Here is a 25486-nt window from a genome sequence, read left to right as displayed (position 1 = left end):
CCATGCATGCACTCGTGACCCGAGGCAGGCCAGGACTCGAGCTGATCGAGCTGCCCGAGCCCGAGACCCCCGCTGGCCACGTCAAGGTGCGCGTGCTGCGCGCCGGCATCTGCGGCACCGACCTCCACATCGACGCGTGGGATGCGTGGGCGCAGTCGGCCGTCACACCCGGCCTCACCGTCGGGCACGAGTTCTGCGGCGAGATCGTCGAGGTGGGCGAGGGCGTCACCGACTACGCCGTCGGCCAGATCATGTCGGGCGAGGGCCACGTCGTCTGCGGCCACTGCCGCAACTGCCGCGCCGGGCGCCGCCACCTGTGCATCCGCACCTCGAACCTCGGGGTGCAGCGCGACGGCTGCTTCGCCGAGTACGTCGTGCTCCCCGCGTCGAACGTGTGGGTGCACCCGGGCGTGACCGCCGGCTCGGCGACGCCCGACCAGCTCGACGTCTTCGGCATCTACGACCCGTTCGGCAACGCCGTGCACACGGCGCTGAAGTTCCCGGTGATCGGCGAGGACGTGCTCGTCACCGGCGCCGGACCGATCGGGCTCATGGCCGCGATGGTCGCCCGGCACGCGGGCGCCCGGCACATCGTCATCACCGACATCGCCGAGCCGCGGCTCGAGCTCGCGCGGTCGCTGGGGTTCCGCACGCTCGACCCGCGCGGCGACGCCGACGGCACCTCGCCGCTCGCGGCCGTGCAGCACGAGCTCGGGATGCAGGAGGGGTTCGACGTCGCGCTCGAGATGTCGGGCGCGCCGAGCGCGCTCGGGAACATCATCGAGAACCTGAACTTCGGCGGCCGGATCGCCGTGCTGGGGCTGCCGTCGCGGCCGATCGAGATCGACTTCGGCAAGGTCGTCTCCCACATGCTGACGATCCAGGGCATCTACGGCCGCGAGATGTACGAGACCTGGTACGCCATGTCGGCGATGGCGCAGACCGGGCTCGACGTGGCCCCCGTCATCACCGACCGCTTCGCCTTCGCCGACTGGCAGGGCGCGTTCGACCGCGCGCGATCGGGCGCGGCCGGCAAGGTCATCCTCGACTTCACCAGCACCGACACCCCCACCGACTCTCAGGGAGCCTGAACCGTGTTCTCCGCCCGCGCATCCATCACCGAAGAGCTCGCCGACATCGAGGCCGCCGGCCTGACGAAGCGCGAGCGGCCGCTCGACTCGCCGCAGTCGGCAACCGTCGTTGCGGGCGGCGCGGAGGTGCTCAACTTCTGCGCGAACAACTACCTCGGCCTCGCCGACCACCCGCAGATCGTCGACGCGGCGAAGGCCGCGCTCGACGACTGGGGCTTCGGGATGGCCTCGGTGCGGTTCATCTGCGGCACCCAGACCCAGCACCTCGAGCTCGAGTCGCGGCTCGCGACGTTCCTCGGCCAGGACGCCTGCATCCTCTACTCGTCGTGCTTCGACGCGAACGGCGGGCTCTTCGAGACGCTGCTCGGCGCTGACGACGCCGTGATCTCGGACACGCTCAACCACGCGTCGATCATCGACGGCATCCGGCTGTCGAAGGCCGCCCGCTACCGCTACGCCAACCGCGACATGGCCGAGCTCGAGGCGCGGCTGCAGGAGTCGGCCGGCGCGCGCCGCCGCCTCATCGTCACGGACGGCGTCTTCTCGATGGACGGCTACCTCGCCCCGCTCGAGGCGATCTGCGACCTCGCCGAGCGCTACGACGCGATGGTGATGGTCGACGACTCGCACGCGGTCGGCTTCACCGGGCCGTCGGGCGCCGGCACCCCCGAGCTCGCGGGCGTGCAGGACCGGGTCGACATCATCTCCGGCACGCTCGGCAAGGCGCTCGGCGGCGCCTCCGGCGGCTACATCGCGGCGCGCGCCGAGATCGTCGACCTGCTGCGCCAGCGCTCGCGGCCCTACCTGTTCTCGAACGCGCTCGCGCCGTCGGTCGTGGCGGGATCGCTCGCCGCGCTCGACCTCGTCGAGGGCGCTGGCGAGCTGCGCGAGCGGCTGCAGCGCAACACCGTGCGCTTCCGGGAGGGCATGGAGGCGGCGGGCTTCGAGCTGCTGCCCGGCGAGCACCCGATCACCGCGGTGATGTTCCACGACGCGCGGCTCGCGGGCCGCATGGCGGACGCGATGCTCGAGGAGGGCGTGTACGTCACAGCCTTCTCGTTCCCTGTCGTGCCCAAGGGCCAGGCCCGCATCCGGGTGCAGCTCTCGGCGGCGCACTCCGACGACGACGTCGATCGCGCGGTCGCGGCCTTCGCGGCCTCGCGCGACCGCGTCGCCGCCTGATCGCGCCGTGGGGCTGCTCGACCGCTGGCGACGTCGCCGCACCGAGGTCAGCGTGCGGCTGAACCTGCCGCTCCAGCCGATGCATCGCGGCGACTGGTACGAGGATGCGCTCATCCGGCGCTTCAAGGAGCAGCGCCGCGGCAACCGCATGACCGGCGGCGGCACCGAGCTCGACGCGGATCGCCGCATTGTCGCGGCGGTCGTCGACGTCGCGCTCGCCGATCCCGTCGACGACGAGCTCGACGACCTGATCGACCTGCTCGTCGAGCAGTGCGCACCGCGGGGCTCCTCCCTCTCCATGCTCGGCCGCGCGAAGGTCGAGTTCGGCGAGTGCGGCGTGCTCGCGCTGCACCTGCCCGCCGCCGCGCCGCCCGACGTCCGCTACGAGCACGTGCCCTGCACGTACGCGGCCATGGACTTCATGGAGCAGCTGCCCGACGCCGCCGACGGCGTCTTCGTCGTGCAGACGTGGTGGAGCGACGCCGACGGGACGACCGTGTACATCTCGGCGCCCGATCTCGAGCGGGCACGGGCGATCGTCGAGCCGTTGATCGCGGCGCACCCGGTCGGCGCCGGGCACGCGTTCGAGGTGCTGGTGCCCTGAGCGCGGAGCCGCGGTGAGCCGGCGGCGACCGCGGGCGAGCGCGCATCCGCACTCGCCGCGACGACCATCGGGGTACACGAGGTCATAGACGCCCGCCCTGGCCGCGCGTACCTTCGACGCCATGTCGCGGATCGCGACCGAGCGCGGAGGAGGTCTGCGTGGCGAGCGACGTCGAAGGGCCCGCGCGCCGGGACCGCCGCTGGGCGAGGGTCGCCGCGGCCGCGCTCGGCGCGCTCGCCCTCTGCTCGCTCGGCGTGCCGCTGCTCCACCAGACGCTGACGCAGGCCGCCGCCACCCGGCTGAGCGACGGCACGCTCGCGGCACCGGACCTCGGCGCGGTCGACCTCGGCGGGCTCGACGGCCCAGCGACGGGCGGCGACGCCCCGGGCGACCGCTCGCTGGTCGCGGTCGCCGACGGCACCGCTGCTCGCGGCGGCGGCTCGGCCGTGCACCTCACGGCCTTCGCGGGCGGATCGCGCACGGAGACGACGCTCGGGCTCCGCGGCGATGTGCTCGGCGTCGCCCTCTCGCCGACGGCGGACCTGCTCGCGGCCGTGGACGCGACCGGCGCGCTGTCGCTGTTCGAGGTCGAGGGTGCCGACGCCTCACCGCTCAGCGCGACGACCGTGGAGCTCGACGGCGCGGCCGGCGCAGCGGTCGCGACGAGCGCCGACGGCGCGTACGTGGCGGTGGCGCCCGCGGGCTCCCACCGGCTGCAGCTGCGCAGCCGCGGGAGCGGCCCCGCTCGCGAGGTGGACCTCGATCGGGAGATCACCGCCGTCGCGGCTGGGCCGGCATCGACGGTGTACGCGCTCACCGACAACGCGGTGTTCGTGCTCGACGCGGCGGCGGGGCGTGTGCTCGACTCCGCCATCCCCCCGAGCGGCGGCCCGACGGGCGTGGCGCTCGTCGACGACGGCGCGGCGGTCGCCGTCTGGAACGACGCGGAGCTGCTGCTGCTCGACCCACGTTCGCTGCACGCCTCCGCGCGCTACGACCCCGCGGATCCCATCACCGGCGCCGCCGACGGGTCGACGGACGGCACGCTCATGGTCGCCACCGGCGGATCCGTCCCTCGCCTGGCACTCGTCGAGCTGGGCTCGGGCGCGACCCTCTCGGAGATCCGCCTCAGCACCCCGCTGGCGACGGCCGCCCTCGGCCACACCCGCGACGCCGGATCGCTGCTCGTCGCCACGGCGCACGGCGTCGCGCTCGGCTCCTGGAGCGCGTCGCGCGTGCCCTGGCCGACGTGGTGGGCGGTCGCCGCCTCGCTCGCGCTGCTGGCCGGCGTCTGCGTCGTCTTCGCCGTGCGGGCCGACCGCCCGCGCGCGATCGTCGCGACGGCCCCGATCATCGCCGAGACCTACCCGGCGGTCCTCGCGGTGCCGACCCGCGAGCTCGCCGAGCGCCTGACGCAGCCCGGGCTCTCGCGAGCGCCGCCGGAGGACGCACCGCGGCCCGGCGAGTCCATCGGCGACCGCATGGCGGCGCTGTCGTTCGACGTCGTCGCACCGGCGGACGAGCAGCGGGTCGTCGAGCTCATCCGGTCGGAGGCGCTGGGCACGAGCGACGACACGACGCAGCTCGCCGTCGACCGCATCCTCGTCGGGAGCACGGTCACCGGCGGCGTGCGCAGGCACGGCGTGCGGGTGGCGACCTTCGTCGTGGACCTCTCCCCCGCTGCCGAGGACGCGACGCGCGCCCGCTTCCGGGTGCGGTGGTTCCTGCCGACGCCCGCGATGGTGCCGTTCGTCGCGGTCGACGACGAGCACAGCGTGGCGCTCGAGCCGCTGCGCGAGCTCTCCGAGCGGCTCGCCGACCGGCTGCAGCACCCGGAGGGCTGACCCGGTCTGGGCATCCTCCGCGCCTCAGTCGATCCAGGCGCGACCGGAGGGCGCGACCCGCGAGCGCGCCGCGAGGCGGTCGTGCGCGGCGAGCAGCCGGTCGACGTGCACGGCGGGCGAGGCCTCCGATGCGAGCGCGGCCGCGCCGAGCGCAGCGTCGAGGAGCGCCGACCGGTCGGCGACCAGGCCCAGGATCGTCGCTGCGAGCCCGGATGCGGTCGCAGTCTCGGCGGCGATCGCGGCGGGTCGGAACTCCGCCGCCAGCACGGGGTCGCTCACGATGATCGGGCGCCCCGCGCGGAACGCCTCGAGCGCGACCATCGGCTGGTTGTCGAAGCCGCACGACGTGATGACCGCCGCGTCGGCGCGACCGAGCAGTGCGGCGACCTCGTGCGGCGCGACGCGGCCGTGCGCGACGACAGAGGCCGATCGCGCGCGGCGGGGCAGCCGGCCACCGGCGACGTCGAGCCGCACGCGCCCCGGGCCCAGCGCCGCATCCACCAGGCGCATCGCTTCGAGCGCGACGTCGAGCCGCTTCTCGGGCGCGAAGCGTCCGGCCCAGACGAGCCGCAGCTCGTCCGTGCGCGGTCGTCGGGCTGACGGCATCGCTCCCACCGCGTTCCCGATCACGGTCACGTGCTCGACGCCCGCGGCACCCAGCGCCGCCGCCTGGTGCCTCGACGGCGACACCACGAGGTCCGCAGCCATGCACGCGCGCCAGGTCATGCCGCGGAGCGCCGAGTCGAGTAGGCGGTCCGCCGTGCGCGGCGCCGCTCCGCGCAACCCCGTCAGCGCAGCGTGGAGCGCCGTCACCACGGGCGCGAGCGGCGCGGCGATGCGCGGGGCGCGCCAGAAGAACGTGTGGACGACGTGCATCGTGGGCGTCCTCCGGGCGCGCGCGACCTCGATCGCGGCAGCCGCCAGGCCGAGCTCCGAGTGCACGACCACCAGGTCGATGCGCTCGTCGTCCATCAGGCGGGCGAGCACGCGACGCGTGCGCGCGCCGTTCACCACGATGGGCAGCGCGACACCGGGCACCGCACCCCACGACGCGGCTCGCCGCAGGGTCGCGCCGACCGCCGCGAGCGCGGCGTCTGCCGGCGCGTCCGGGGCGATGACGGTCACGGCGTGGCCGGCGGCCAGCAGTGCCGCGGCCTGCTGCCGCAGCGCCGCCTGGGCGCCGCCGAGGTACTCGAGTCGGTAGTCCATGACGAGGAGGACGCGGCGGGGCTGCACACCTCCACGATGCGCGGTGCCGCCCGTCGACGCCCTCGACCTCCGGGCCGAGGACCCTCGTCCTCGAGGACGATCTTCGTCCGGCTGCCGGGGCGCGGCTCGGCACGCGCGCCTCGGTAGACTGGACTCCTCCCCCCGCGACAGAAGGAGCTCGCCTGTGTGCGGCATCGTCGGCATCGTCTCCGACTCGAGCGTCAACCAGCAGGTCTACGACGCACTCGCGCTCCTCCAGCACCGCGGGCAGGACTCCACCGGCATCGCGACGGCCGAGCACCGGTCGATCCACGTCAAGAAGGCCAAGGGCCAGGTGCGCGAGGCGTTCCGCACTCGCGACATGCGGGCACTGCTCGGCAAGATCGGCCTCGGCCACGTGCGCTACGCCACCCGCGGCGAGGCGACGAACGAGCTGGAGGCACAGCCGTTCTACGTGAACGCGCCCTACGGCATTGTGCTCGTGCACAACGGCAACCTCACGAACACGCGCGAGCTCGAGCACGCGCTCGCGACCGTCGACCACCGGCACGTCAACACCGGCAGCGACACCGAGATGCTCGTCAACGTGCTCGGCTCCGAGCTGCAGACGCTCGTCAAGGGCGGCGACCTCGACGCCGAGCGGCTGTTCACCGCCGTGCGCCGCGTGCACGAGCGGGTCGAGGGCTCGTACGGGGTCATCGCGCTCATCGCCGGCCACGGCCTGCTCGCCTTCCGCGACCCGTTCGGCATCCGCCCGCTCGTGCTCGGCTCGCGGCTCGCCGAGAGCGGCCGCACGGAGTGGATGGTCGCGAGCGAGTCGGTGGCGCTCACCGGTTCCGGCTTCCACATCGAGCGCGACGTCGCGCCCGGCGAGGCCGTGTTCATCACCCCCGACGGCGAGCTCGCCTCGGCGCAGACGCACGACGCCCCGGTGCTGCTGCCGTGCTCGTTCGAGTACGTCTACCTCGCGCGCCCCGACTCGGTGATGAACGGCATCAACGTCTACGAGTCGCGCCTGCGCATGGGCGAGCGACTCGCCGACACGATCGAGCGCTACACGCCGTCCGGCGCGATCGACGTCGTCATGCCCATCCCCGACTCGTCGCGGCCCGCCGCGATGGAGGTCGCGCGCCGACTCGGCATCGAGTACCGCGAGGGCTTCTACAAGAACCGCTACGTCGGCCGCACCTTCATCATGCCCGGGCAGCAGGAGCGCAAGAAGTCGGTGAAGCAGAAGCTCAACGCGCTCGAGAGCGAGTTCCGCGGCAAGAACGTGCTCGTCGTCGACGACTCGATCGTGCGGGGCACGACGAGCCGCGAGATCGTCGAGATGATGCGGTCGGTGGGCACGAACTCGGTCACGTTCACCTCGGCGGCGCCGCCCGTGCGCTACCCGCACGTCTACGGCATCAACATGCCGTCGCGCGCCGAGCTGATCGCCTCCGGCCGCTCGATCCCGCAGGTCAACGACGCGCTCGGCAGCGACTTCCTCGTCTACCAGGAGGTCGACGACCTGCAGCGCGCCATCCTCGACGGCTCCGACATCCAGGGCCTCGACATGTCGTGCTTCACCGGTGAGTACGTCACGGGCACCGTCACCGACGAGTACCTCGACTGGGTGGAGCGCACCCAGCTCAGCTGACCGCTCCTGCGGTCAGGCGACCCGCTCGCGGGGGGCGGGAGCCCACGCGCCGAGGCCCGCCACCAGGCAGGCGATGGATGCGCCGAGCACCACGTCCGGCAGCGGCACGCTCGTGAGCAGCAGGGCCGCGACCGCGGCACCGAGCGCTGCCGCGAGCAGCAGCAGCGTCACCGCGCGCGGCGGGAACGTCACGCCGGAGCGTCGCGCGAGCTCGGCGAGCGCGACCGCTGCCGCGAGCGCGATGCCGAGCACCGCGGCGCTCAGCAGGTCGAGGGCGCCGGGGCGCGCGATGGGTGCGGCGAGGGCTGCGGCCCCTGCGAGCGTCGCGAGCAGCGCACCGCCACGGCCGAGCCCCAGTCGCGCCACGAGGCGCGCGAGCGGCGGGCCCGCGAGCCCGCCGATCGCCAGGGTGAGCGCGGCCGGTCCGGCCGGCTGCGGCTCCTCGGCGCCGAGCGCCGAGAGGGCGGGGCGCAGCGCGACCACCGCTGCCGCGCCGGCCACCGCGACCGCGAGCAGCGGCAGCAGCCGAGCCGGCGGCGCCGCCGCGACGTCGGCGGGCTCGGTCTGCGGCTCGACGTCGGCCACCCGGCGGAGGAGCAGCGTGAGCGCCGCGAGCTGGAGCAGCACGACGACCCCGAGCACGACGAGCGCCGGCTGGCCGAGCGCCGATGCCCCGGCTGCGAGCGCGGCGCCTCCCGCGAGGGCGAGCAGGCTCGGCGCGAGCCGCACGCGCGGCGCGAGGCTCGGATCGGCAGCGGCGGCGCCGCTCATCGCGCGCGCATGCATGCCGGCTGCGGCGGCGAGCGGCGCGACGAGCACGGCGGCCCGCAGGTCGCCCGCGAGCAGTGACGCGACCCCGCCCGCGACGACCGCGACGATCGACAGGACGAGCGCACCGACCACGATGCTGCCCGGTCGGGCGCGGAGCGGCAGGAGCACGGCGATCGCAGCGGTGCCCGCGGCGACGGCGGCGCCGAGCGCGATCGATGCGGGCGCGATCGGCTGCGAGGCGACCAGCGCCGCGGCCGCGCCCCAACCGGCGCACGCGAGGGCGTGCGCCAGCCCGAGCCGCGCACGCGGCACGTCAGGCCTCGCGCGGGCGGTCGTCGTCGGAGGGCCGGTCGCGCGCATCCGTGCGCCCGGCACCGTCAGCGTCCAGCTCGGTGGGCGCGGCATCGACGGCGGAGCCGGTGTCGAGGTGCTCGAACGCCGCCTCGCCCGCGTCGGCCGCGGCGAGCTCGTCGAGCGTCTCGCGCTCGCGCGTCTCGACCCGCTCCGCGACCGCGGTGCGCGTGCCCTTCGCGAGCGAGCGGTCGACGATGAGCGCGACGATGCCGCCGATCGCGGCGCCCGCGACGAAGCCGATGACGAGCACGAGCCCGACGACGGCGGTCGTGTCGACCGGCTGCCCGGCCTCGTTGACGGCGGGCTCCGCGATCGACGACAGGATCCAGGCCGTGACGATGCCGAGCACCGATCCGATCGCCATGAAGACGCCGTACCTGGGCGAGCGTCGCACGGTCACGCTGAGCTCCTCGCGCGTGGTCTCGTGCTGCTCGCCCTCGTCGCCCTGCGGGGCCGGCTCGCGCGTGGCATCCATGCCGACCAGCATCCCACGCGCCCACCGGTGCGTCCGCAACCGGGCCGGTGGCCGACGTGCTCTCGGCCCGCGGTGACGCGGTCGAGCGTCAGCGGCGGTGCTGCCGGAGCGAGTTCAGGCTGAGGGACGTCTTCGAGAGCGCGGAGGTGCGCAGCGACGACCGCGTGAGCGACGAGCCGTGGTGCACCGTGCGCTCGTGGTCGGCGAGGTCGAGGCGCCCGATGAGCGCCGCGACCTCGTCGGACGGGTTCGGCAGCTGCCGCTGCTGCACGCGCGCGGCCTCGTCGAAGGCCGCCTGGCGCACGCGCTGCGCGGCCTGCGTGCCGGCGTCGCCGATGCGCGTCGCCTGCTGCACGCGCGTGTCGACGCGCTGCCGCAGCTCCTCGATGCGACCGAGCCGCTCCCCGCCCGGTGCACCCGCGCGCGGCTGCTGCTGCTGCTGGGGCGCTCGCTGCTGCGGCTGCGGCGCCGGTCGCTGCTGCTGCGGCTGCTGCGGGCGCTGCTGCTGCGGCGGGCGCTGCTGCGGGGGCCGCTGCTGCTGCGCGACCGGCTGCCCGGATCGGCGCGCGCGCTCGGCCTCGACCTCGCGGCCGAGCGACTCGATGCGCTCGAACCAGCCCTGCTGGCCCGACGGCTGCAGGTGCTCCGCCTGCGCCCGGGCCTCGCCGTAGCGCTGCCCGACCTCGGTGCGCGCCTGCTGGACGCCGCCGCGCACCTGCTGCACACCGCCGCGCACCTGCGCCTGCGCCCGCTGCGTGGCACCGCGCATGAGCGAGCGCAGTGAGCCGAAGCCGCCGCGCAGCATGAGGAAGCCGACGAAGGTCGCACCGGCCGCGAACAGCAGCGGCGTGAGCGCCATCTCGATCGCGCGCTCGGGACCGACGACGAGGGCCGTCTGCGCGACCCAGCCGATCCACTGCCAGAGCGCCGGGACCCCGTTGAAGAGCAGGATGACGCCGATCACCGTCACGACGAGGGGACCGATGAATCCCTGCGGACGGACGACCTGGGCCATGGTCTCAGTATGGGGGCACCGGCTGGGATCCGGGCGGCGTGGTCACCGCAGTGCGCGAGCGCCGTCGCGTCAGCGCTCCACCGGGCGCTCCACCGGACGCACGAGCGGCAGCCACGGCGAGACGTCGGCGCGCACGCCGGACGCGCGCACGACGCCGCGACCGACCGCCTCCGCCCACGTCTCGGCGCCGGTCGCGAGCGCGAGCCACGTCGCGACATCGGTCTCGATGACGTTCGGCGGCGTGCCCCGCGTGTGACCGGGACCCTCGACGGCCTGCACGGCACCGAACGGCGGCACTCGCACCTCGACGCTCTTGCCCGGCGCCCGCTCGCCGAGGCACTGCAGCGTGTAGCGCACGGCGAGCGCCGTGTCGGCGCGCGCGGCGCCCGGCTGCAGGGCGGCGCGCACGGCGTCGACGCCGTCGAGGTCGGGGATGCGCTTCGGCATCCCGCCAGGCTACGCGGCCGCTACGGCCCGCGCCGCCCGCACGCGGGGTCGCTTCGCAGCGAACCAGCCGAGGCCGAGCAGCACGAGGAGCGTCACGTCGACGACATCGCCGCCGTAGTACATGAGCTGCGACGCCGCCTGCGCGTCGACCGCGTCGAACCCGGCGGGCGGATGCGCGAAGAGCCGCTTCGCGAGCATCGAGTGCACCGCGATGAAGGTGAGCAGCACCCCGGCTTGCACGGCGAGCGGGGCGCGGTGCGGGTCGGGGTCCCGCCCCACGAGCGAGGCCGTGAAGAGGTACCCGGCGAGCAGGATGTGCAGGTGGACGACGGCGTGCACGAACGCGGAGCCGTGCATGAGCGCGAACAGCCCCGCCTCGTCGGCTGCGGTGCCGTAGAGCAGCCACAGCCCGCCGGCGTTGAGCAGGCCGGCGACGACCGGATGCGTGAGCCACCGCACCGGGGGCCGGCGGAGGAGGCGCGAGAGCGCGCGCGCCTCGTCGACCGGCAGCGCCCGCAGCGCGAGCGTGGCGGGCGCCCCGAGCACGAGCAGCAGCGGCGCGACCATGCCGAGCAGCAGGTGCCCCGCCATGTGCGCGGTGAGGCTCTCGTGCGCGGCCCTCGCGATCGGCCCGATGGCGAGCGCGGCGCAGGCGAGTCCCGCGAACCAGCACGCGGACCGCCCGAGCGGCCAGGGGCTCCGCCGTCGCGACGTCCAGAGTGCGATGGCGTAGAGCGCGGCGACGACGCCGAGCGCCGTGAGGCCGGCGCCCTCGACGACGGCCCACGCATCGACGGCGGTGCCGTGCAGGTGCGCGGCGGCCATGACCGGCGCGCTCACGCCCGGCGCCGCGTCCGCCAGAGCACGACGAGGCCGGCGACGAGCAGGACCGCGGCCGATCCGGTCCACGCCAGGTCGTACGGCAGCAGGTCGACGTCGTAGCGCACCTGGTGGATGCCGAGCAGCTTGTGGTTGACGAGGGCGTCGAGCAGCTGGAAGCCGCCGAGCCCCGCGAGCACCGCGCCGGTCCACCGGCCCCACGGCACCGCGTCGCGCCGCCGGGCGTCGGCGAGCAGGAACAGCCCCGCGACCGTCATGCCCCACGCCACGGCGTGGAAGAGGCCGTCGGCCGCGAGCGCCACCTCGGTCGTGGAGAGGTCGTAGAAGTGGTGCCACTGCAGCAGCAGGTGCAGCACGAACAGGTCGACGACCGACGCGGCGATGCCGGCCCCGAAGAGCACCCCGGAGAGCACGAGCCGCCGGTCGGTCGTCGAGCGCTCGACGCGCTCGGGCGTCGGGCGTGCGTCGGCGCTCGTCACGGTGCGCTCCCCTCGGGTGTCGTCGCATCCATCCTCCGCACGGCGGCTCGGCGGTGTCAACGACCGCGGGGCGAGCCCGCCAGGGCCCGACGTCCAGCGCACTCATCGCCGATGCATCCGTGCGCGCGACACCGCGCACTCCCAGGCTTCGTACAATGGAGCGGTGCGGATCCTCGTTCTCGGCAGCGGCGCGCGCGAGCACGCCATCATCGCGGCACTCCTGGCGGAGGGCGGCCACGAGATCACGGCCGCGCCCGGCAACGCCGGCATCGCGCAGGACGTCGAGGCGGTGCGCATCGACATCAAGCACCCGGAGCTCGTCACCGAGCTCGCCGTCGACGGCGCCTTCGACCTGGTCGTGATCGGCCCGGAGGCGCCCCTCGTCGCCGGCGTCGCGGATGCGCTCCGCAAGGCGGGCGTGCCCGCGTTCGGCCCGACGAAGGCCGCGGCCGCGATCGAGGGCTCCAAGTCGTTCGCCAAGGCGGTCATGGCGCGCGCGGGTGTGCCGACCGGCGCCGACACCACCGCGACCACGCTCGACGAGGTGCGCGCAGCGCTCGACGCATCGCCGCCGCCGTGGGTGCTGAAGGCCGACGGCCTCGCCGCCGGCAAGGGCGTCATCGTCACCGACGACCGCGCCGCCGCCGAGGCGCACGCGGAGGCGTTCCTGCCGGACGGGCCGCTGCTCATCGAGGAGTTCCTGGCCGGACCGGAGGTGAGCCTCTTCGTGATCACCGACGGCGTGCACGCCGTGCCGCTCGCACCCGCGCAGGACTTCAAGCGCCTCGGCGACGGCGACGCCGGGCCGAACACGGGCGGCATGGGCGCCTACTCGCCGCTCCCCTGGCTCGCCGACCGCTACGGCAGCGAGCAGGCGTTCGTCGACGAGGTGGTGCAGACGGTCGCGCTGCCGACGATCCGCGCCATGGCCGATGCCGGCACGCCGTTCACGGGCCTGCTCTACTGCGGCCTCATCGTCACCGACGACGGCGTGAAGGTCATCGAGTTCAACGCGCGCTTCGGCGATCCCGAGACGCAGGTCGTGCTGCCGCGCGTCGAGTCGGGCCTCGGCGACGTGCTGCTCGCCGCCGCGAACGGGTCGCTCGACGCGGCGCCGCCGCTCGTCTGGAGCGATGCCGCCGCCGTCGCGGTCGTGCTCGCGAGCGAGGGCTACCCCGGCGACCCGATCACCGGCCGGCCCGTCACGGGCGTCGACGACGCGGCCAGCCTCGAGGGCGTGCAGGTGCTGCACGCCGCGACCGGTGCCGGCGAGCACGGCCTCACCGCGACCGGCGGACGCGTGCTCAACGTGGTCGGCACCGGCCCGACGATCGCCGAGGCTCGCGAGCGCGCCTACGCGGGCCTCGCGCGGATCGGGCTCGAGGGCGGCCAGGCGCGCACCGACATCGCGGCCGGCGCGTGACCGACGCGCCCGCGCTCGAGGGCTGGGACCTCGCCTACAGCGGCAAGGTGCGCGACCTGTACGTGCCCGCCGGGCTCGACCTCGCGAGCGCGCCCGAGATGCTCATGGTCGCCTCCGACCGGGTGTCGGCGTTCGACCACGTGCTCGAGCCGGCCATCCCCGGCAAGGGCGAGCTGCTCACGACGCTCACCCGCTGGTGGATCGACCGGCTCGGGCTGCCCTCGCAGCTCGCGCCCGAGGGCGACGAGCGCACGCCGGCCGCTGTGCGCGGACGCGGGATGCTCGTGCGCACGCTCGACATGCTGCCCGTCGAGTGCGTCGTGCGTGGGCGCGTGACGGGCTCGGGGCTCAAGGAGTACCAGCAGGCGGGTTCGATCTCGGGTGTCGAGCTGCCCGAGGGCCTCGTCGACGGCGACGCGCTGCCGCAGCCGATCTACACGCCCGCGTGGAAGGCGCCGCAGGGCGAGCACGACGAGAACGTCTCGTTCGAGCGCACCGTCGAGCTCGTCGGTGCGGAGGACGCGGCCGCCATCCGCGACCTGTCGCTGCGCGTCTTCGAGCAGGGCGCCGCGATCGCGGCGGAGGCCGGGCTCGTGCTCGCCGACACCAAGCTCGAGTTCGGGCGGGACCGCATCACCGGTGAGCTCGTGCTCGCGGACGAGGTGCTCACCTCGGACTCGTCGCGGTACTGGGACGCTGCGCCGCTCGCCGAGGGCCGTGTCGAGTCGTTCGACAAGCAGATCGTGCGCGACTGGCTCAGCGAGCACTGGGACGGCGAGGGCGAGCCGCCGGTGCTGCCGCCCGAGATCGTCGAGCGCACCGCGGCGCGCTACCGGGAGCTGCTGGAGCGGCTGACGGGCGGCGAGGGCGAGCCGCTCGTCGGCTAGGGCCGTCCGCCGGCTGAGGCGGCTCGTCGCTCAGCGCGCGACCGGTCGCCGCGCATCCCGCGCCTCCGTCGGGGTCCGGCGGCCCAGCACCTCCGTGAGCGCCTCCTCGAGGTGGGGGTGCGCGAAGACGAAGCCGGCGTCCTGGAGGCGGGCGGGCAGCACCCACCGGCTCTTCAGCACGAGCTCCGGCTCGGTGCGCAGCAGCCACATCGCGGGCTCCAGCATCCACCGCCACGACGGCAGCCCGATCGGCATCCCGACGCGCTCGCGGAGCAGCCGCATGAGCGTGCGGTTGTCGCGCGGATGCGGGCTCGCGACATTGACGACGCCGTCGAGGTCGTCGCGGTCGACGATGAAGCGCATCGCGCCGATGACGTCGTCGACGTGCACCCAGCTGAAGCGCTGCCGGCCGCGCGTGCGGTACCAGGGCGGTCGCTCGCCGGTGGGGTCGGGGCCGATGCCCCGGTAGCGGCGGTGCGGCGGGCACCAGCCGTCGTGCTGCGGTCCGCCCAGGCCCGTGCGCGCGAGCGTGGCGAGGAGCCGGGTGGCCGGACCGTCGCCGAGCACGATCGCCATCCGCAGCGCGACGCGGCGGGTGCGCGGCAGCTCGCCCGCGAACAGCTCCCGCTCCCACGCCCGAGCGACGTCGACGGAGAACCCTGCGCCGAGCTCCCCGGCCTGCTCGGTGTTCGCGCGATCGGTGGCGTGCCGGTAGATGGTCGCGGTGGAGGCGTTCAGCCAGACGCGCGGCGGGGACGCTGCCGCGGTCACCGCCTCGCGCAGCATCCGCGTGGTGTCGACCCGCGAGCGGTAGATCTCGTCGCGGTTCCGGTCGTGGTAGCGGCAGTTCACCGACTGCCCCGCGAGGTTCACGAGCAGCGCGGCACCATCGACGGCCCGGGCGATCGAGCCGGCGTCGCCCCAGTGAGCGGCCTCTGTGCGGCCGATGCGCGTCACCTCGTACCCGTCCTCCAGCAGCGCGCGCACGACCGCCGACCCGAGGAAGCCGCTGGCGCCCGCGACGACGGCGCGAGGCGGCGATGGGGGTGCGGATGCGTCTGCAGAAGCGTGCACGGGTGCGTCCATGCCGCAACCCTAGTACACTTCTGAACATGTTCAGTTCCTGGATCCCCGGTCGGCCCTACGCACTCGGGTCGTCGCTGCTCCTCCCCCGCTGCGCATGAGCGCATCGGTGTACGAGCGGGTGCTCGGAGAGCGCTTCGCCGAGCTCGACCCGACCCTCCGCCGGTACTGCGGCGTCGTGCCGGCCGGGCAGGTCGGCCGCGGCGAGGGCGTCTACGCGATCGCCGGCTCGCGCTGGCGGATGCTGCGCCCGATCCTGCGCCTGCTCGCCGCCCGCGACGTGCTCTTCCCCGAGCGCGGCACCGGCGTCGGGCTGCGGGTCGAGAACCGCTACGACGCCGACGGCACGCTGCACGCGGTGCGCACCTTCGCCTTCCCGCACGTGGAGCGGCGCATGGTCGACGCCATGCGCGTCGAGCGCGGCACGCTGATCGACCGCCTCGGTGCGCGCGGAGGGCTCGAGGTCGCGCTCGACGCGGAGGTGCGGGACGGCGGGCTCGCGCTCACGTCGCGCCGGATCGCGTGGCGGGTCGGCGCACTGCGGGTGCCGCTGCCGCCGATCGCCGGCGTGCGCGTGACCGAGCGCGTCGACGCGGCATCCGGGCAGCAGCACGTCGATGTCCGCGTGCGGGCCGTCGTGCTCGGCGAGGTGTTCCGCTACACGGGCGCGTTCGACTATCGCGTGGAGGACGACCGCGCAGCGACGCCGGTCTCAGGGCGAGGACGCCGAGGCGGCGAAGCCGCTGGGAACGGGAGCGCGGGGACCTAGACCGGGACCTAGACCTCTGGGGCGTTCCAGGTGTCGCAGGCGCCGACGCCCTCGTTGTAGCCGGTCGACAGCCAGCGCATCCGCTGCTCGCTCGAGCCGTGCGTCCAGCCCTCGGGGTTCACGCCGCCGCCGCCCATCTGCTGCAGGGCGTCGTCGCCGATCGTGTTCGCCGCGTTCAGGGCGTCGTTCATCTCCTGCTGCGTCGGCGCGATCAGCACCGGCGCGCCGCCGTCGTCGTCGCGCGTCTGCGATGCGCCCGCGATCCACGCGCCGGCGTAGCAGTCGGCCTGCAGCTCGCTGCGCACGGCCGACGACTGGGGCCCGGTGTCGCCCTGCTGCACGCGCTCGAGCTGGCCCGTGATGCCCTGGATGTGGTGGCCCCACTCGTGGGCGAGCACATAGAGCTGCGCGAGCGAGCCGCCGGACGCGCCGAACTGGTCGCGCATCTGCTGGAAGAACGTGGTGTCGATGTAGATGCGCTGGTCGGGCGGGCAGTAGAACGGCCCGACCGCGCTCGTCGCGCTGCCGCATCCGGTCTCGACCTGCCGGTCGAACAGCTGCACCGAGGGGTCTGCGTACTGGATGCTGTTCGCGGCCGCCGTCTCGGTCCAGAAGCGCGACAGCGAGTCGGCCCCGCCCTCCATGCGGCAGGTGACGTTGCTCGGGTCGTTGGCCTCCTCGCCGGTGCAGCCCGTGACCTCCTCGCCCTGCGACTGGGTCTGCGACTGCGGCTCGATCGGCGAGCCCGGTGCGAGACCGGTCAGGTCGACGCCGAACACCATCGAGACGATCACGAGGATGACGGTCAGGATGCCGCCGCCGCCGACCGCGATCGCGCCGCCGCCGCGGCCGCCACCGCCGCCCCGGCTCACCGTGCTGGTGTCGAAGTTCGCGTCGCCCCTGAAGGTCATGGACAGACAATAGCCCGGCGGCGGTGCGGGGCCGCCGGGAATCCGGGCGCCGCGGACGGCACCGGCCGCCGACGGCATCCGCCGCATCCGTAGACTGGAGGCGCACCCCCACCCCTCGAGCCCCAGGGAGCGACCCATGGCCCTCATCGTCGTCGACGTCATGCCGAAGGCGGAGATCCTCGATCCGCAGGGCAAGGCGGTCACCCGCGCACTCGCCCGGCTCGGCCACGGGGCGGTGGGCGACGTGCGCGTCGGCAAGCGCTTCGAGCTGCAGGTCGACGGACCGGTGACGGACGCCCTGCTCGCCGAGGTGCGCCAGGTCGCCGACGACGTGCTCGCGAACACGGTCATCGAGGACGTCGTCGACATCCACGTCGTGGACGAGGCGGCGCAGGGAGCCTCGCTGTGAGGGTCGGCGTCATCACCTTCCCCGGCACGCTCGACGACCGGGACGCGCAGCGCGCCGTGCGGCTCTCCGGCCACGAGCCGGTCGCGCTCTGGCACGGCGAGCACGACCTGCACGGCGTCGACGCGCTCGTGCTGCCGGGCGGCTTCTCGTACGGCGACTACCTGCGCTGCGGCGCGATCGCCGCGCGCTCGCCGATCATGACCGAGGTCGTCGACGCGGCCGAGCGCGGCATGCCGGTGCTCGGCATCTGCAACGGCTTCCAGATGCTCACCGAGGCACGGCTGCTGCCGGGCGGCCTCGTGCGCAACCAGACGGGCGTCTTCGTGCGCCGCGACCAGGTGCTGCGCGTGGAGCGCACGTCGACCGACTGGACGAACCGGTTCGCCGAGGGCCAGGAGATCGTCATCCCGCTCAAGAACGGCGAGGGCCGCTTCGTGGCGACGCCCGACGAGGTCGCGCGCATCGAGGGCGAGGGGCTCGTCGTGTTCCGCTACGTCGGCGACGACCCCAACGGCTCCGTCGACGCGATCGCCGGCCTCGCGAACGCGAAGGGCAACGTCGTCGGCCTCATGCCGCATCCGGAGCACGCCGTCGAGCTCGGCTTCGGCCCGACGACGACGCGCATGAAGGCGGGCCTCGACGGCCTCGACATCTTCAAGTCGGCGCTCGAGCGCATCGCCGCCTGACGGCCTGCCCGCCTCTCCCTCCCGCACCTCCTCCCCGACCGCGTTCGCACAACGCAAGCCGCCGCGCCTCGGTCAGCCGCGGACCGTGCGGCCGACGCCGCCGAGCCGCGCGATCATCGGTTCGGGCTTGCGTTGTGCACCAGGGCAGGAAATGTAGGCTGGCTACATGACGGATGTGACGCGCACGACCTCGACCGGACTGACGCCGAAGCGGGTGTACCGCTCGCTCGCGATCGCGGAGGCCGTCACCTGGACGCTGCTCATCACGGCGATGATCGCGAAGTACGGCTTCGAGGTCGACGCGCTCGTGCCGATCGCCGGCCCCATCCACGGCTTCGTCTTCCTCGCCTATACGGCGATGCAGCTCGTCATCGGCCGCAACCAGCGCTGGTCGGCCGGCACGGTGCTGCTCGGCGTCGTCACGGCGGTCGTGCCCTACGCGACCGTGCCGTGGGAGCGCCGCCTCGAGCGGCGCGGCGCGCTCGAGGGCGCGTGGCGCACCGAGCCGGGCGATGACCCGCGCGACGCGACCGCGATCGATCGCGCGTTCCGCTGGGGCGTGACCCACCCGATCCTGCTCGCCGTCATCGCCCTCGTCGTCGTGGCCGTCGTGTTCGCGGCGCTGCTCACCGCTGGCCCGCCGAGCGAGTGGTTCGCCTGAGCGCTCGCCGCTGAGCCGCTGCGCTGGGCAAGGGCGCCGACCCGCGACCGGCCCGGCGCGGCCCGCTCGATAGGATCGAGGGACCGCAGAGCAGAGCTCCGAGGAGAGTCGTGACCGCTTCCACCCAGCGCCCCACCGTCGAGCGAGACACCGTCGACCGCGCAGCCGCGACCCCGGAGCGCGAGCAGCCGTTCGCCGCCCTCGGGCTCAAGCCCGACGAGTACGCGCGCATCCGCGACATCCTCGGCCGCCGCCCGACGAGCGCCGAGCTCGCGATGTACTCGGTCATGTGGAGCGAGCACTGCTCCTACAAGTCGTCGAAGACGCACCTGCGCACGTTCGGGCAGAAGGTCACGCCCGAGATGACCGAGCGCCTCATGGTCGGCATGGGCCAGAACGCGGGCGTCATCGACGTCGGCGAGGGCTGGGCCGTCACCTTCAAGATCGAGAGCCACAACCACCCGTCGTTCGTCGAGCCCTTCCAGGGCGCCGCGACGGGCGTCGGCGGCATCGTCCGCGACATCATCTCGATGGGTGCGCGCCCTGTCGCGGTGATGGATGCGCTGCGGTTCGGCGCGATCGACCACCCCGACACCGCTCGCGTCGTGCACGGCGTCGTCGGCGGCATCTCGTTCTACGGCAACTGCCTCGGCCTGCCGAACATCGGCGGCGAGACGGTCTTCGACGCCGTCTACCAGGGCAACCCGCTCGTGAACGCGCTCGCCGTCGGCGTGCTGCGGCACGAGGACCTGCACCTCGCGAACGCGACGGGCGTCGGCAACAAGGTCGTGCTCTTCGGCGCCCGCACCGGCGGCGACGGCATCGGCGGCGCATCCATCCTCGCCTCCGAGTCGTTCGACGACGAGGGCCCCACGAAGCGCCCCGCGGTGCAGGTGGGCGACCCGTTCGCCGAGAAGGTGCTCATCGAGTGCTGCCTCGAGCTCTACGCCGCGGGCGTGGTCGAGGGCATCCAAGACCTCGGCGCCGCCGGCATCTCGTGCGCGACGAGCGAGCTCGCCGCGAACGGCGACTCGGGCATGAAGGTCGAGCTCGACCACGTGCTGCTCCGCGACCCCACGCTCACGGCCGAGGAGATCCTCATGTCGGAGTCGCAGGAGCGCATGATGGCGATCGTCGACCCGGCGAAGCTCGACAAGTTCCTCGCCATCACCGGCAAGTGGGACGTCGAGACGAGCGTGCTCGGCGAGGTCACCGGCGACGGCCGACTCGTCATCACCCACACCGGCGACGTGATCGTGGACGTCGACCCGAAGACGGTCGCGGTCGACTCCCCCGTCTACGACCGCCCGATGGCGCGCCCCGACTGGCAGGACGCGCTCCAGGCCGACACCGCCGCGACGCTCGACCGCGCGACCGGCGAGGCGCTCGGCGACCAGCTGCTGACGCTCGCCGGTTCGGCGAACCTGGCCGACGCATCCTGGATCACCGACCAGTACGACGACTACGTGCTCGGCAACACGGCCCTCTCGACGCCCGACGACGCCGGCATGGTGCGCATCGACGAGGAGTCGGGGCTCGGCTTCTCGGTCGCGGTCGACGCGAACGGCCGCTACTGCCAGCTCGACCCGCGCGAGGGTGCGAAGCTCGCGCTCGCCGAGGCGTACCGCAACGTCGCCGTCTCGGGCGCGACGCCGGTGGGCGTGAGCGACTGCCTGAACTTCGGCAACCCCGAGATCCCCGCCGTGATGTGGCAGTTCGCGGAGGCCGTCGACGGCCTCGCCGACGGCTGCGTCGAGCTCGGCATCCCGGTGACGGGCGGCAACGTGTCGTTCTACAACCAGACCGGCGAGACGCAGATCCACCCGACGCCCGTCGTCGGCGTGCTCGGCATCATCGACGACGTCGACCGCCGCCTGCCCTCCGGCTGGCAGGACGACGGCCAGGCGCTCTTCCTGCTCGGCACCACCCGCGACGAGCTCGACGGCTCGGCGTGGGCCGGCGCGGTGCACGACCACCTCGGCGGCCTGCCGCCGAAGGTCGACCTCGCCGCCGAGAAGGCGCTCGCGGGGCTCATGCACGGCATCGCGTTCGAGGGCCTCGCCACCGCCGCCCACGACCTCTCGGAGGGCGGGCTCGGCATGGCCGTCGTCGAGGGAGCGCTGCGGTTCGGCATCGGCGCGCGCATCTGGCTCACAGGCGTCACCGAGCGCGACGGCATCGACGACACCGCCGCCCTCTTCTCGGAGTCGGGCGCCCGCGCGCTCGTCGCGGTCGCGCGCGAGGACGAGGTCAAGTTCACCGGCATGTGCGAGGCGCGCGGCGTGCCCGTGCTCCGCATCGGCGTGACGGATGCGACGAGCGGCGCTATAGAGATCCAGGACGTCGCGCGCCTCTCGCTCGACGACCTCCGCGCCACCAACCGCACACCCATCCGGGGCCGCTTCGCCTGATCCCTGCTTCCTCAACCGGGCCTGTGGTCGCGCGGCGCAATAGTCGCGTCGGCCGACCACTGGCCCGGTTGAGAGCAGGTCGTGATCTCCGCGCGAGGCTGGGAAGCCTATGCTTCAGCCATGGAGCCAACCGTCCCGGCGATCAACATCCTCGCCGTCCTGCTCGCGACCGTCGTCGCGATGGCCGTGGGCTTCGTCTACTACCACCCGAAGGTGCTCGGCACCTCGTGGATGCGGGCGATCGGCCATGACCGCGAGTCGATGGGCCGCGGCGTCAAGCCGTGGATCTACCCGCTCATCATCGTCTGCGCCTTCGTCACCGCGTGGGTGCTGGCCGGCGCCGCCTGGATGAGCCACGAGTTCTACGGCGGATCCTTCCTGCTCAACGCGCTCGTCACCGCCTGGATCCTCTTCGTCGGCTTCACGCTCGCCCGCGTCGTCGTGCACGACGCGTTCGACCCGCGCGGCTTCCGCGTCACCGGCCACACGGCGCTCAACGAGCTGCTCGTGATCACCGCGATGGCTCTCGTCATCGGCCTCTGGCCGCCGGCAGCATGAGCGACATCACCCTCGCGCTCGAGCGGTCGATCGCGGCGCCGCCGACCGCGGTCTGGAGCGTCCTCACCGACATCGAGCGGTCCGCGACGGTGCTGTCCGGCGTCACGCGCGTCGAGCGCCTCGCGGGCGTCGGCTACAGCATCGGCACGCGCTGGCGCGAGACCCGCAGGGCGCTCGGTGCCGAGTCGACCGAGGAGATGGAGGTCGTCGGCATCGACGACGGCCGCTCCACGATCATCGCTTCGGAGACGCACGGCATGACGTACCGCACCGAGTTCACGCTCGAGCCGATGCCGTCGGAGGCCGGTGTGCACACGCTGCTGCGGATGCGCTTCAGCGGCACCCTGCTGTCGCCCTCATGGGTGCAGCGCGTCATGGCGAAGCTGACCGCGCCCGCCGGCATGGCGATGACGCGGAAGATGATGCGCCAGGACCTCGACGACATCGCGGCGGCCGCCGAGCGCTGAGCGTCGGCGCCGCCTCCGCGCCTCTCCTGAGCGCTACTCGCCGCCGGCGATCCGCTCGTGGTGGTGGATGACCTCGGCGATCACGAAGGTGATGAACTTCTCGGCGAACTCGGGGTCGAGGTCGGCGTCCTCCGCGAGGCGCCGCAGCCGGGCGATCTGCGTGCGCTCCCGGCCGGGGTCCGACGGCGGCATGCCGTGCCGCGCCTTCAGCTCGCCGACCGCCTGCGTGAGCTTGAAGCGCTCCGCGAGCGTGTGGATGAGGACGGCGTCGACGTTGTCGATCGAGCGCCGCAGGCGCTGCAGCTGGTCGTCGGGCGAGCTCATGCCTCCAGCCTAGGTCGCGCGGGCGTCGAGCCGCGCCTCGAGGCCGCGGCGCACGGCCGGCCACTCGGGGGCGATGATCGAATAGACGACGGTGTCGCGCAGCGTGCCCTTGTAGATCTGGTGGCTCCGCAGCACGCCGTCGAGCTTCGCGCCCAGCCGCTCGATCGCGTCGCGCGACTGCCGGTTGTGCCAGTGGGTGCGGAACTCCACCGCGATGCAGCCGAGCTCGTCGAACGCGCGCTCGAGCATGAGCAGCTTGATCGCCGGGTTGATGCCGGACCCCTGCGCCGACGCCGCCATCCACGTCGACCCGATCTCGAGCCGTGGCGTCTCCGCCTCGATGTGCATGTAGGTCGTCATCCCCACTGCGCGGCCGCCGGCGACGATCGCCCACGGCGCCATCGTGCCCTCGGCGTGCAGGCCGAGGCGGCGATCGATCTCTGCGCCCACCGCATCCGGCTCGGGCACCGACGTGTACCAGGCGCGACGCCACAGATCGCCCTCGGCGGCGGCAGCGGCGAGCGCGGGGGCGTGGTCGTGCGACAGCGGCTCGAGGGTGACGAGCGGATGCGTCAGGACGGGCAGGTCGAGGATGCTCACCTCCCCATTCTGCTGGGCAGCGCTCGCCGCCCGGCCCGCCCCGCAGCGCAGGCGTTGCCCGCCCTCGCGCGGCATGCGACGATGCGCGCATGACGGTGCACTTCGGTCGGGCCGCGTTCGAGCTCGTCGACCTCGTGGCGCTCGTGCCGCCCGAGCGCTTCGGTGACCCGGGCCTCGGCGAGTGGACGCTCCGCGAGCTGATCGGGCACACCTCCCGCGCGCTCTCGACCGTCGTCGGCTACCTCGCCCAGCCCGAGCCGCGCGAGCTCACGGTGCAGACCGCGAGCGACTACCTCGAGGTGGTGCTGCGGCAGAGCGGCGACGACGACGCGATCGCCGCCCGCGGCCGCGAGAGCGCGTCGATGCTGGGCGACGATCCGGTCGGCGCGATCGCCGACCTCGCCGCGACCGCGGTCGAGGCCGTCGATCGCGCCGGGCTCGACCGGCTGGTCGCGATCGGCGAGCCGACCGCGGGCGTCTCGATGCGCCTCGACGAGTACCTGCGCACGCGCGTCTTCGAGCTCACGGTGCACGGCATCGACATCGCCGACGCCGCGTCGGTCGCGTGGTCGCCGCCACCCGCGCACCTGCTCGACGCGGTGCAGCTCGCCGCGGCGAACGCATCCGCCCGCGGTGTGGGCGAGGAGGCGCTGCGCTTCCTCACCGGACGCAGGCCGGATGCGGGGCTCGAGGGCGTGCTGCGCGCGGGCGGCTGAGCGGAGTCAGCCGAGCCGCTCACCCACCGCGTCGCGCCACCCGAACGCGAGCGCGGTCGCCGCGATGACGACGAACGGCGCGGCGATCTCTGGGCGGCCCGCCCACAGCACGGCGACGGCGAGCGCGAGCACGGCCACGGTCAGCTCGAGCGCGCGGCGACGCACGACCACGGTGGCGCTGCCGCCCGCGCGCTCCTTCGGCGTGATGCGGAACCGGGCGCGGCCGGAGACGGCCACCGCGACCACCGCGCGCGCCGCGACCACGCCGATCGAGGCGTAGAGCATCGAGGCGCGGACCGCGAAGGCGATCCCCGACGGCAGCCCGCGCGAGCGGCAGCGGTGCAGCGCCTCCGGCACGAGCGGCACGAGGCTGAGGACCGCGAGCGGCAGGCCGAGCTGCCACGGGAAGGCGGCGATGCCGGTGACGGCGCCGACGACGGAGTAGGCGAACAGGGCGAGCGGCACGAGCGCGGCGAGCACCGGCACGAGCAGCTCGAGCGCGAGGTCGACGCGACGGCGCACGCGCAGCCTCGGGTCGACGAAGCTCCTGCGCGAGCGCACGAGCAGCTGCACCGCGCCCTCGGCGAACTTGCCGAACTGCACCGCGAAGGCCGTGTGGTCGACAGGCGCGTCCTCGATCGAGACGAGCTCCGGCGCGGCGACGATCGACCAGCCGCGGCGTTCGAGCTCGATCGTGAGCGCGGTGTCCTCCATGACGACCTCGGGGAATCCGCCGGCGTCGCGCAGCGCCGAGACGTCGAGCATGGCGCCGCGTCCCGAGAAGTCGACGACGCCGAGCACCGCTCGGGCGGCGAGCTTCGTGTCGGCGTGGCGGGTGAAGAGGCCGGAGAAGTCCCGGGCGAACGAGGTGTCGCCGTCGCGCGACCGGATGCGGCCCTGCACGACGGCCGCCTCTGGGTGCGCGGCGAAGCGCGCGAGCGCCCCAGCCACGAAGCCCTCGTCGACCTCCTGGTCGGCGTCGAGCACGACGACGTGGTCGACCTCGTGGCCGTGCGCGCGCAGCCACGCGTTGAGGTTGCCGGCCTTGGCGCCGGTGCGGGACCCGCGCCGGTGCACCTCGATGCCGTCGGCCTCGAGCTCGGCGACGCGGGCGCGCGTCTCGGGCAGGCGCGAGTCGTCGAGGACGACGGTGCGCGTGCGCGCATGGGTCTGACGAGCGCTCCGCCGCACGACGTCGGCGCGGAAGTCGTCGGCCGTCGGGTAGAGGATCGCGACGCGCGCGCCGGTCATCGGCGTCGATGCGGGCGGCGGGCTGGCGCGGACGGTGAGCGACACGAGCAACAGCACGAGCTGCCGCAGCCCCACGAGCAGCGCGAGGCCGATGAGGCCCGCGGTGAGCACCAGCGCGGCCCAGCCGACGGGCTCGGCGGGCGTCGCGAGCGCAGCCAGCAGCGCGCCTGCGCCCGCTGCGAGCGTCGCCCATCCCGCGGCGAGCACGAGCACCGCGGCGACGCCGATCGTCGGTGTGCGGACGGGGGCTCGTGTCGGGCCGATCCGGGTCAACGTCGCCTCCCTCTCGGTGCACGGCCGATCCGGGCACGCTCGGAGGCTAGCCGTTGAGCCTCCGAGCGCGGTGCAGGATTCATCCGAATGGAGGAGGCGGGTGC

27 protein-coding genes are annotated in these 25486 nt (G+C 74.1%); 15 read left to right on the top strand and 12 right to left on the bottom strand.

Going from position 1 to position 25486, the window contains the following annotated elements; genetic code table 11:
* Positions 1-2: 2 nt before the first annotated feature.
* The 4 genes from tdh to ABIB37_RS06695 all read left to right on the top strand — a co-directional run bounded on the left by tdh (position 3) and on the right by ABIB37_RS06695 (position 4721).
* The gene (tdh, locus tag ABIB37_RS06710; RefSeq protein ID WP_354258364.1) at positions 3-1091 is read left to right on the top strand and encodes an L-threonine 3-dehydrogenase; all 1089 of its coding nucleotides are present in this window, start codon (positions 3-5) and stop codon (positions 1089-1091) included.
* A 3-nt stretch (positions 1092-1094) separates the two neighbouring features.
* Positions 1095-2273: a glycine C-acetyltransferase gene (locus ABIB37_RS06705; protein ID WP_354258361.1), complete on the top strand. Its 1179-nt coding sequence runs from the start codon at positions 1095-1097 to the stop codon at positions 2271-2273.
* A 7-nt stretch (positions 2274-2280) separates the two neighbouring features.
* On the top strand, positions 2281-2877 hold the full coding sequence (locus ABIB37_RS06700) for a hypothetical protein (protein WP_354258359.1): 597 nt from the start codon (positions 2281-2283) through the stop codon (positions 2875-2877).
* 158 nt (positions 2878-3035) lie between these two features.
* Complete coding sequence (locus tag ABIB37_RS06695) at positions 3036-4721, top strand: hypothetical protein (protein ID WP_354258356.1); 1686 nt, start codon at positions 3036-3038, stop codon at positions 4719-4721.
* 24 nt (positions 4722-4745) lie between these two features.
* Here ABIB37_RS06695 and ABIB37_RS06690 read toward each other — a convergent pair whose 3' ends face one another.
* Positions 4746-5930 (bottom strand): glycosyltransferase, encoded by a 1185-nt coding sequence (locus ABIB37_RS06690; RefSeq protein ID WP_354258353.1) that lies wholly within the window; start codon positions 5928-5930, stop codon positions 4746-4748.
* Between the two features lie 184 nt (positions 5931-6114).
* On the opposite strand from ABIB37_RS06690, the gene purF reads away from it, so the two are divergent.
* Positions 6115-7572 carry an amidophosphoribosyltransferase gene (gene purF / locus ABIB37_RS06685; RefSeq protein WP_354258350.1) on the top strand — a complete coding sequence of 486 codons (1458 nt, stop codon included), beginning with the start codon at positions 6115-6117 and terminating at the stop codon, positions 7570-7572.
* Positions 7573-7584: 12 nt separating this feature from the next.
* Here the strand turns inward: purF and ABIB37_RS06680 are convergent, their stop codons facing one another.
* The 6 genes from ABIB37_RS06680 to ABIB37_RS06655 all read right to left on the bottom strand — a co-directional run bounded on the left by ABIB37_RS06680 (position 7585) and on the right by ABIB37_RS06655 (position 11953).
* Entirely contained in the window at positions 7585-8655 is a 1071-nt protein-coding gene (locus ABIB37_RS06680) for a hypothetical protein (RefSeq protein WP_354258348.1), read from the bottom strand.
* 1 nt (position 8656) lies between these two features.
* On the bottom strand, positions 8657-9172 hold the full coding sequence (locus ABIB37_RS06675) for a hypothetical protein (protein ID WP_354258345.1): 516 nt from the start codon (positions 9170-9172) through the stop codon (positions 8657-8659).
* Positions 9173-9260: 88 nt separating this feature from the next.
* A complete protein-coding gene (locus ABIB37_RS06670; RefSeq protein ID WP_354258342.1) occupies positions 9261-10187 on the bottom strand; it encodes a hypothetical protein in 927 nt (308 codons plus the stop codon).
* A gap of 69 nt (positions 10188-10256) precedes the next feature.
* On the bottom strand, positions 10257-10634 hold the full coding sequence (locus tag ABIB37_RS06665) for a sterol carrier family protein (protein ID WP_123696356.1): 378 nt from the start codon (positions 10632-10634) through the stop codon (positions 10257-10259).
* A gap of 9 nt (positions 10635-10643) precedes the next feature.
* The gene (locus ABIB37_RS06660; RefSeq protein WP_354258339.1) at positions 10644-11474 is read right to left on the bottom strand and encodes a cytochrome c oxidase assembly protein; all 831 of its coding nucleotides are present in this window, start codon (positions 11472-11474) and stop codon (positions 10644-10646) included.
* Entirely contained in the window at positions 11471-11953 is a 483-nt protein-coding gene (locus ABIB37_RS06655; protein ID WP_354258336.1) for a DUF2243 domain-containing protein, read from the bottom strand. Before ABIB37_RS06655 ends, ABIB37_RS06660 begins: the two co-directional genes overlap by 4 nt.
* A gap of 163 nt (positions 11954-12116) precedes the next feature.
* Between ABIB37_RS06655 and purD the strand changes: the two genes are divergently transcribed.
* Together purD and ABIB37_RS06645 are read left to right on the top strand one after the other, a co-directional pair.
* Positions 12117-13376: a phosphoribosylamine--glycine ligase gene (gene purD / locus ABIB37_RS06650; protein ID WP_354258334.1), complete on the top strand. Its 1260-nt coding sequence runs from the start codon at positions 12117-12119 to the stop codon at positions 13374-13376.
* Positions 13373-14263: a phosphoribosylaminoimidazolesuccinocarboxamide synthase gene (locus tag ABIB37_RS06645; protein WP_354258331.1), complete on the top strand. Its 891-nt coding sequence runs from the start codon at positions 13373-13375 to the stop codon at positions 14261-14263. The genes purD and ABIB37_RS06645 overlap by 4 nt, the downstream gene beginning before the upstream one ends.
* A gap of 30 nt (positions 14264-14293) precedes the next feature.
* On the opposite strand, the gene ABIB37_RS06640 is transcribed toward ABIB37_RS06645, so the two are convergent.
* Positions 14294-15349, bottom strand: a complete 1056-nt coding sequence (locus ABIB37_RS06640) for an epimerase (protein ID WP_354258328.1) — start codon at positions 15347-15349, stop codon at positions 14294-14296.
* Between the two features lie 94 nt (positions 15350-15443).
* Here ABIB37_RS06640 and ABIB37_RS06635 point away from each other — a divergent pair, with 94 nt between their 5' ends.
* Positions 15444-16115 carry a DUF4166 domain-containing protein gene (locus tag ABIB37_RS06635; RefSeq protein ID WP_354258325.1) on the top strand — a complete coding sequence of 224 codons (672 nt, stop codon included), beginning with the start codon at positions 15444-15446 and terminating at the stop codon, positions 16113-16115.
* Positions 16116-16123: 8 nt separating this feature from the next.
* Here the strand turns inward: ABIB37_RS06635 and ypfJ are convergent, their stop codons facing one another.
* On the bottom strand, positions 16124-17026 hold the full coding sequence (gene ypfJ / locus ABIB37_RS06630; protein WP_354258322.1) for a KPN_02809 family neutral zinc metallopeptidase: 903 nt from the start codon (positions 17024-17026) through the stop codon (positions 16124-16126).
* A gap of 136 nt (positions 17027-17162) precedes the next feature.
* Here ypfJ and purS point away from each other — a divergent pair, with 136 nt between their 5' ends.
* The 6 genes from purS to ABIB37_RS06600 all read left to right on the top strand — a co-directional run bounded on the left by purS (position 17163) and on the right by ABIB37_RS06600 (position 22218).
* Positions 17163-17435, top strand: a complete 273-nt coding sequence (gene purS / locus ABIB37_RS06625; RefSeq protein ID WP_123696361.1) for a phosphoribosylformylglycinamidine synthase subunit PurS — start codon at positions 17163-17165, stop codon at positions 17433-17435.
* Complete coding sequence (purQ, locus tag ABIB37_RS06620) at positions 17432-18121, top strand: phosphoribosylformylglycinamidine synthase subunit PurQ (protein ID WP_354258319.1); 690 nt, start codon at positions 17432-17434, stop codon at positions 18119-18121. The genes purS and purQ overlap by 4 nt, the downstream gene beginning before the upstream one ends.
* A gap of 166 nt (positions 18122-18287) precedes the next feature.
* Entirely contained in the window at positions 18288-18782 is a 495-nt protein-coding gene (locus tag ABIB37_RS06615) for a DUF3817 domain-containing protein (protein WP_354258316.1), read from the top strand.
* A gap of 110 nt (positions 18783-18892) precedes the next feature.
* The gene (gene purL, locus ABIB37_RS06610) at positions 18893-21193 is read left to right on the top strand and encodes a phosphoribosylformylglycinamidine synthase subunit PurL (RefSeq protein WP_354258313.1); all 2301 of its coding nucleotides are present in this window, start codon (positions 18893-18895) and stop codon (positions 21191-21193) included.
* Positions 21194-21313: 120 nt separating this feature from the next.
* Positions 21314-21751 (top strand): DUF1761 domain-containing protein, encoded by a 438-nt coding sequence (locus ABIB37_RS06605; protein WP_354258310.1) that lies wholly within the window; start codon positions 21314-21316, stop codon positions 21749-21751.
* The gene (locus ABIB37_RS06600) at positions 21748-22218 is read left to right on the top strand and encodes an SRPBCC family protein (RefSeq protein ID WP_354258307.1); all 471 of its coding nucleotides are present in this window, start codon (positions 21748-21750) and stop codon (positions 22216-22218) included. Before ABIB37_RS06605 ends, ABIB37_RS06600 begins: the two co-directional genes overlap by 4 nt.
* A 33-nt stretch (positions 22219-22251) precedes the next feature.
* On the opposite strand, the gene ABIB37_RS06595 is transcribed toward ABIB37_RS06600, so the two are convergent.
* A complete protein-coding gene (locus ABIB37_RS06595) occupies positions 22252-22542 on the bottom strand; it encodes a chorismate mutase (RefSeq protein WP_123696366.1) in 291 nt (96 codons plus the stop codon).
* Between the two features lie 9 nt (positions 22543-22551).
* Complete coding sequence (locus ABIB37_RS06590; RefSeq protein WP_354258303.1) at positions 22552-23142, bottom strand: GNAT family N-acetyltransferase; 591 nt, start codon at positions 23140-23142, stop codon at positions 22552-22554.
* 89 nt (positions 23143-23231) lie between these two features.
* Here ABIB37_RS06590 and ABIB37_RS06585 point away from each other — a divergent pair, with 89 nt between their 5' ends.
* A complete protein-coding gene (locus tag ABIB37_RS06585; protein WP_354258300.1) occupies positions 23232-23858 on the top strand; it encodes a maleylpyruvate isomerase N-terminal domain-containing protein in 627 nt (208 codons plus the stop codon).
* Between the two features lie 6 nt (positions 23859-23864).
* Here ABIB37_RS06585 and ABIB37_RS06580 read toward each other — a convergent pair whose 3' ends face one another.
* A complete protein-coding gene (locus tag ABIB37_RS06580) occupies positions 23865-25382 on the bottom strand; it encodes a glycosyltransferase family 2 protein (protein WP_354258297.1) in 1518 nt (505 codons plus the stop codon).
* Positions 25383-25486: the final 104 nt, after the last annotated feature.

The organism is Agrococcus sp. UYP10 (genome assembly GCF_040547205.1).
GTDB lineage: Bacteria > Actinomycetota > Actinomycetes > Actinomycetales > Microbacteriaceae > Agrococcus > Agrococcus jenensis.
This window is presented reverse-complemented; position numbering and strand designations above follow the sequence as displayed.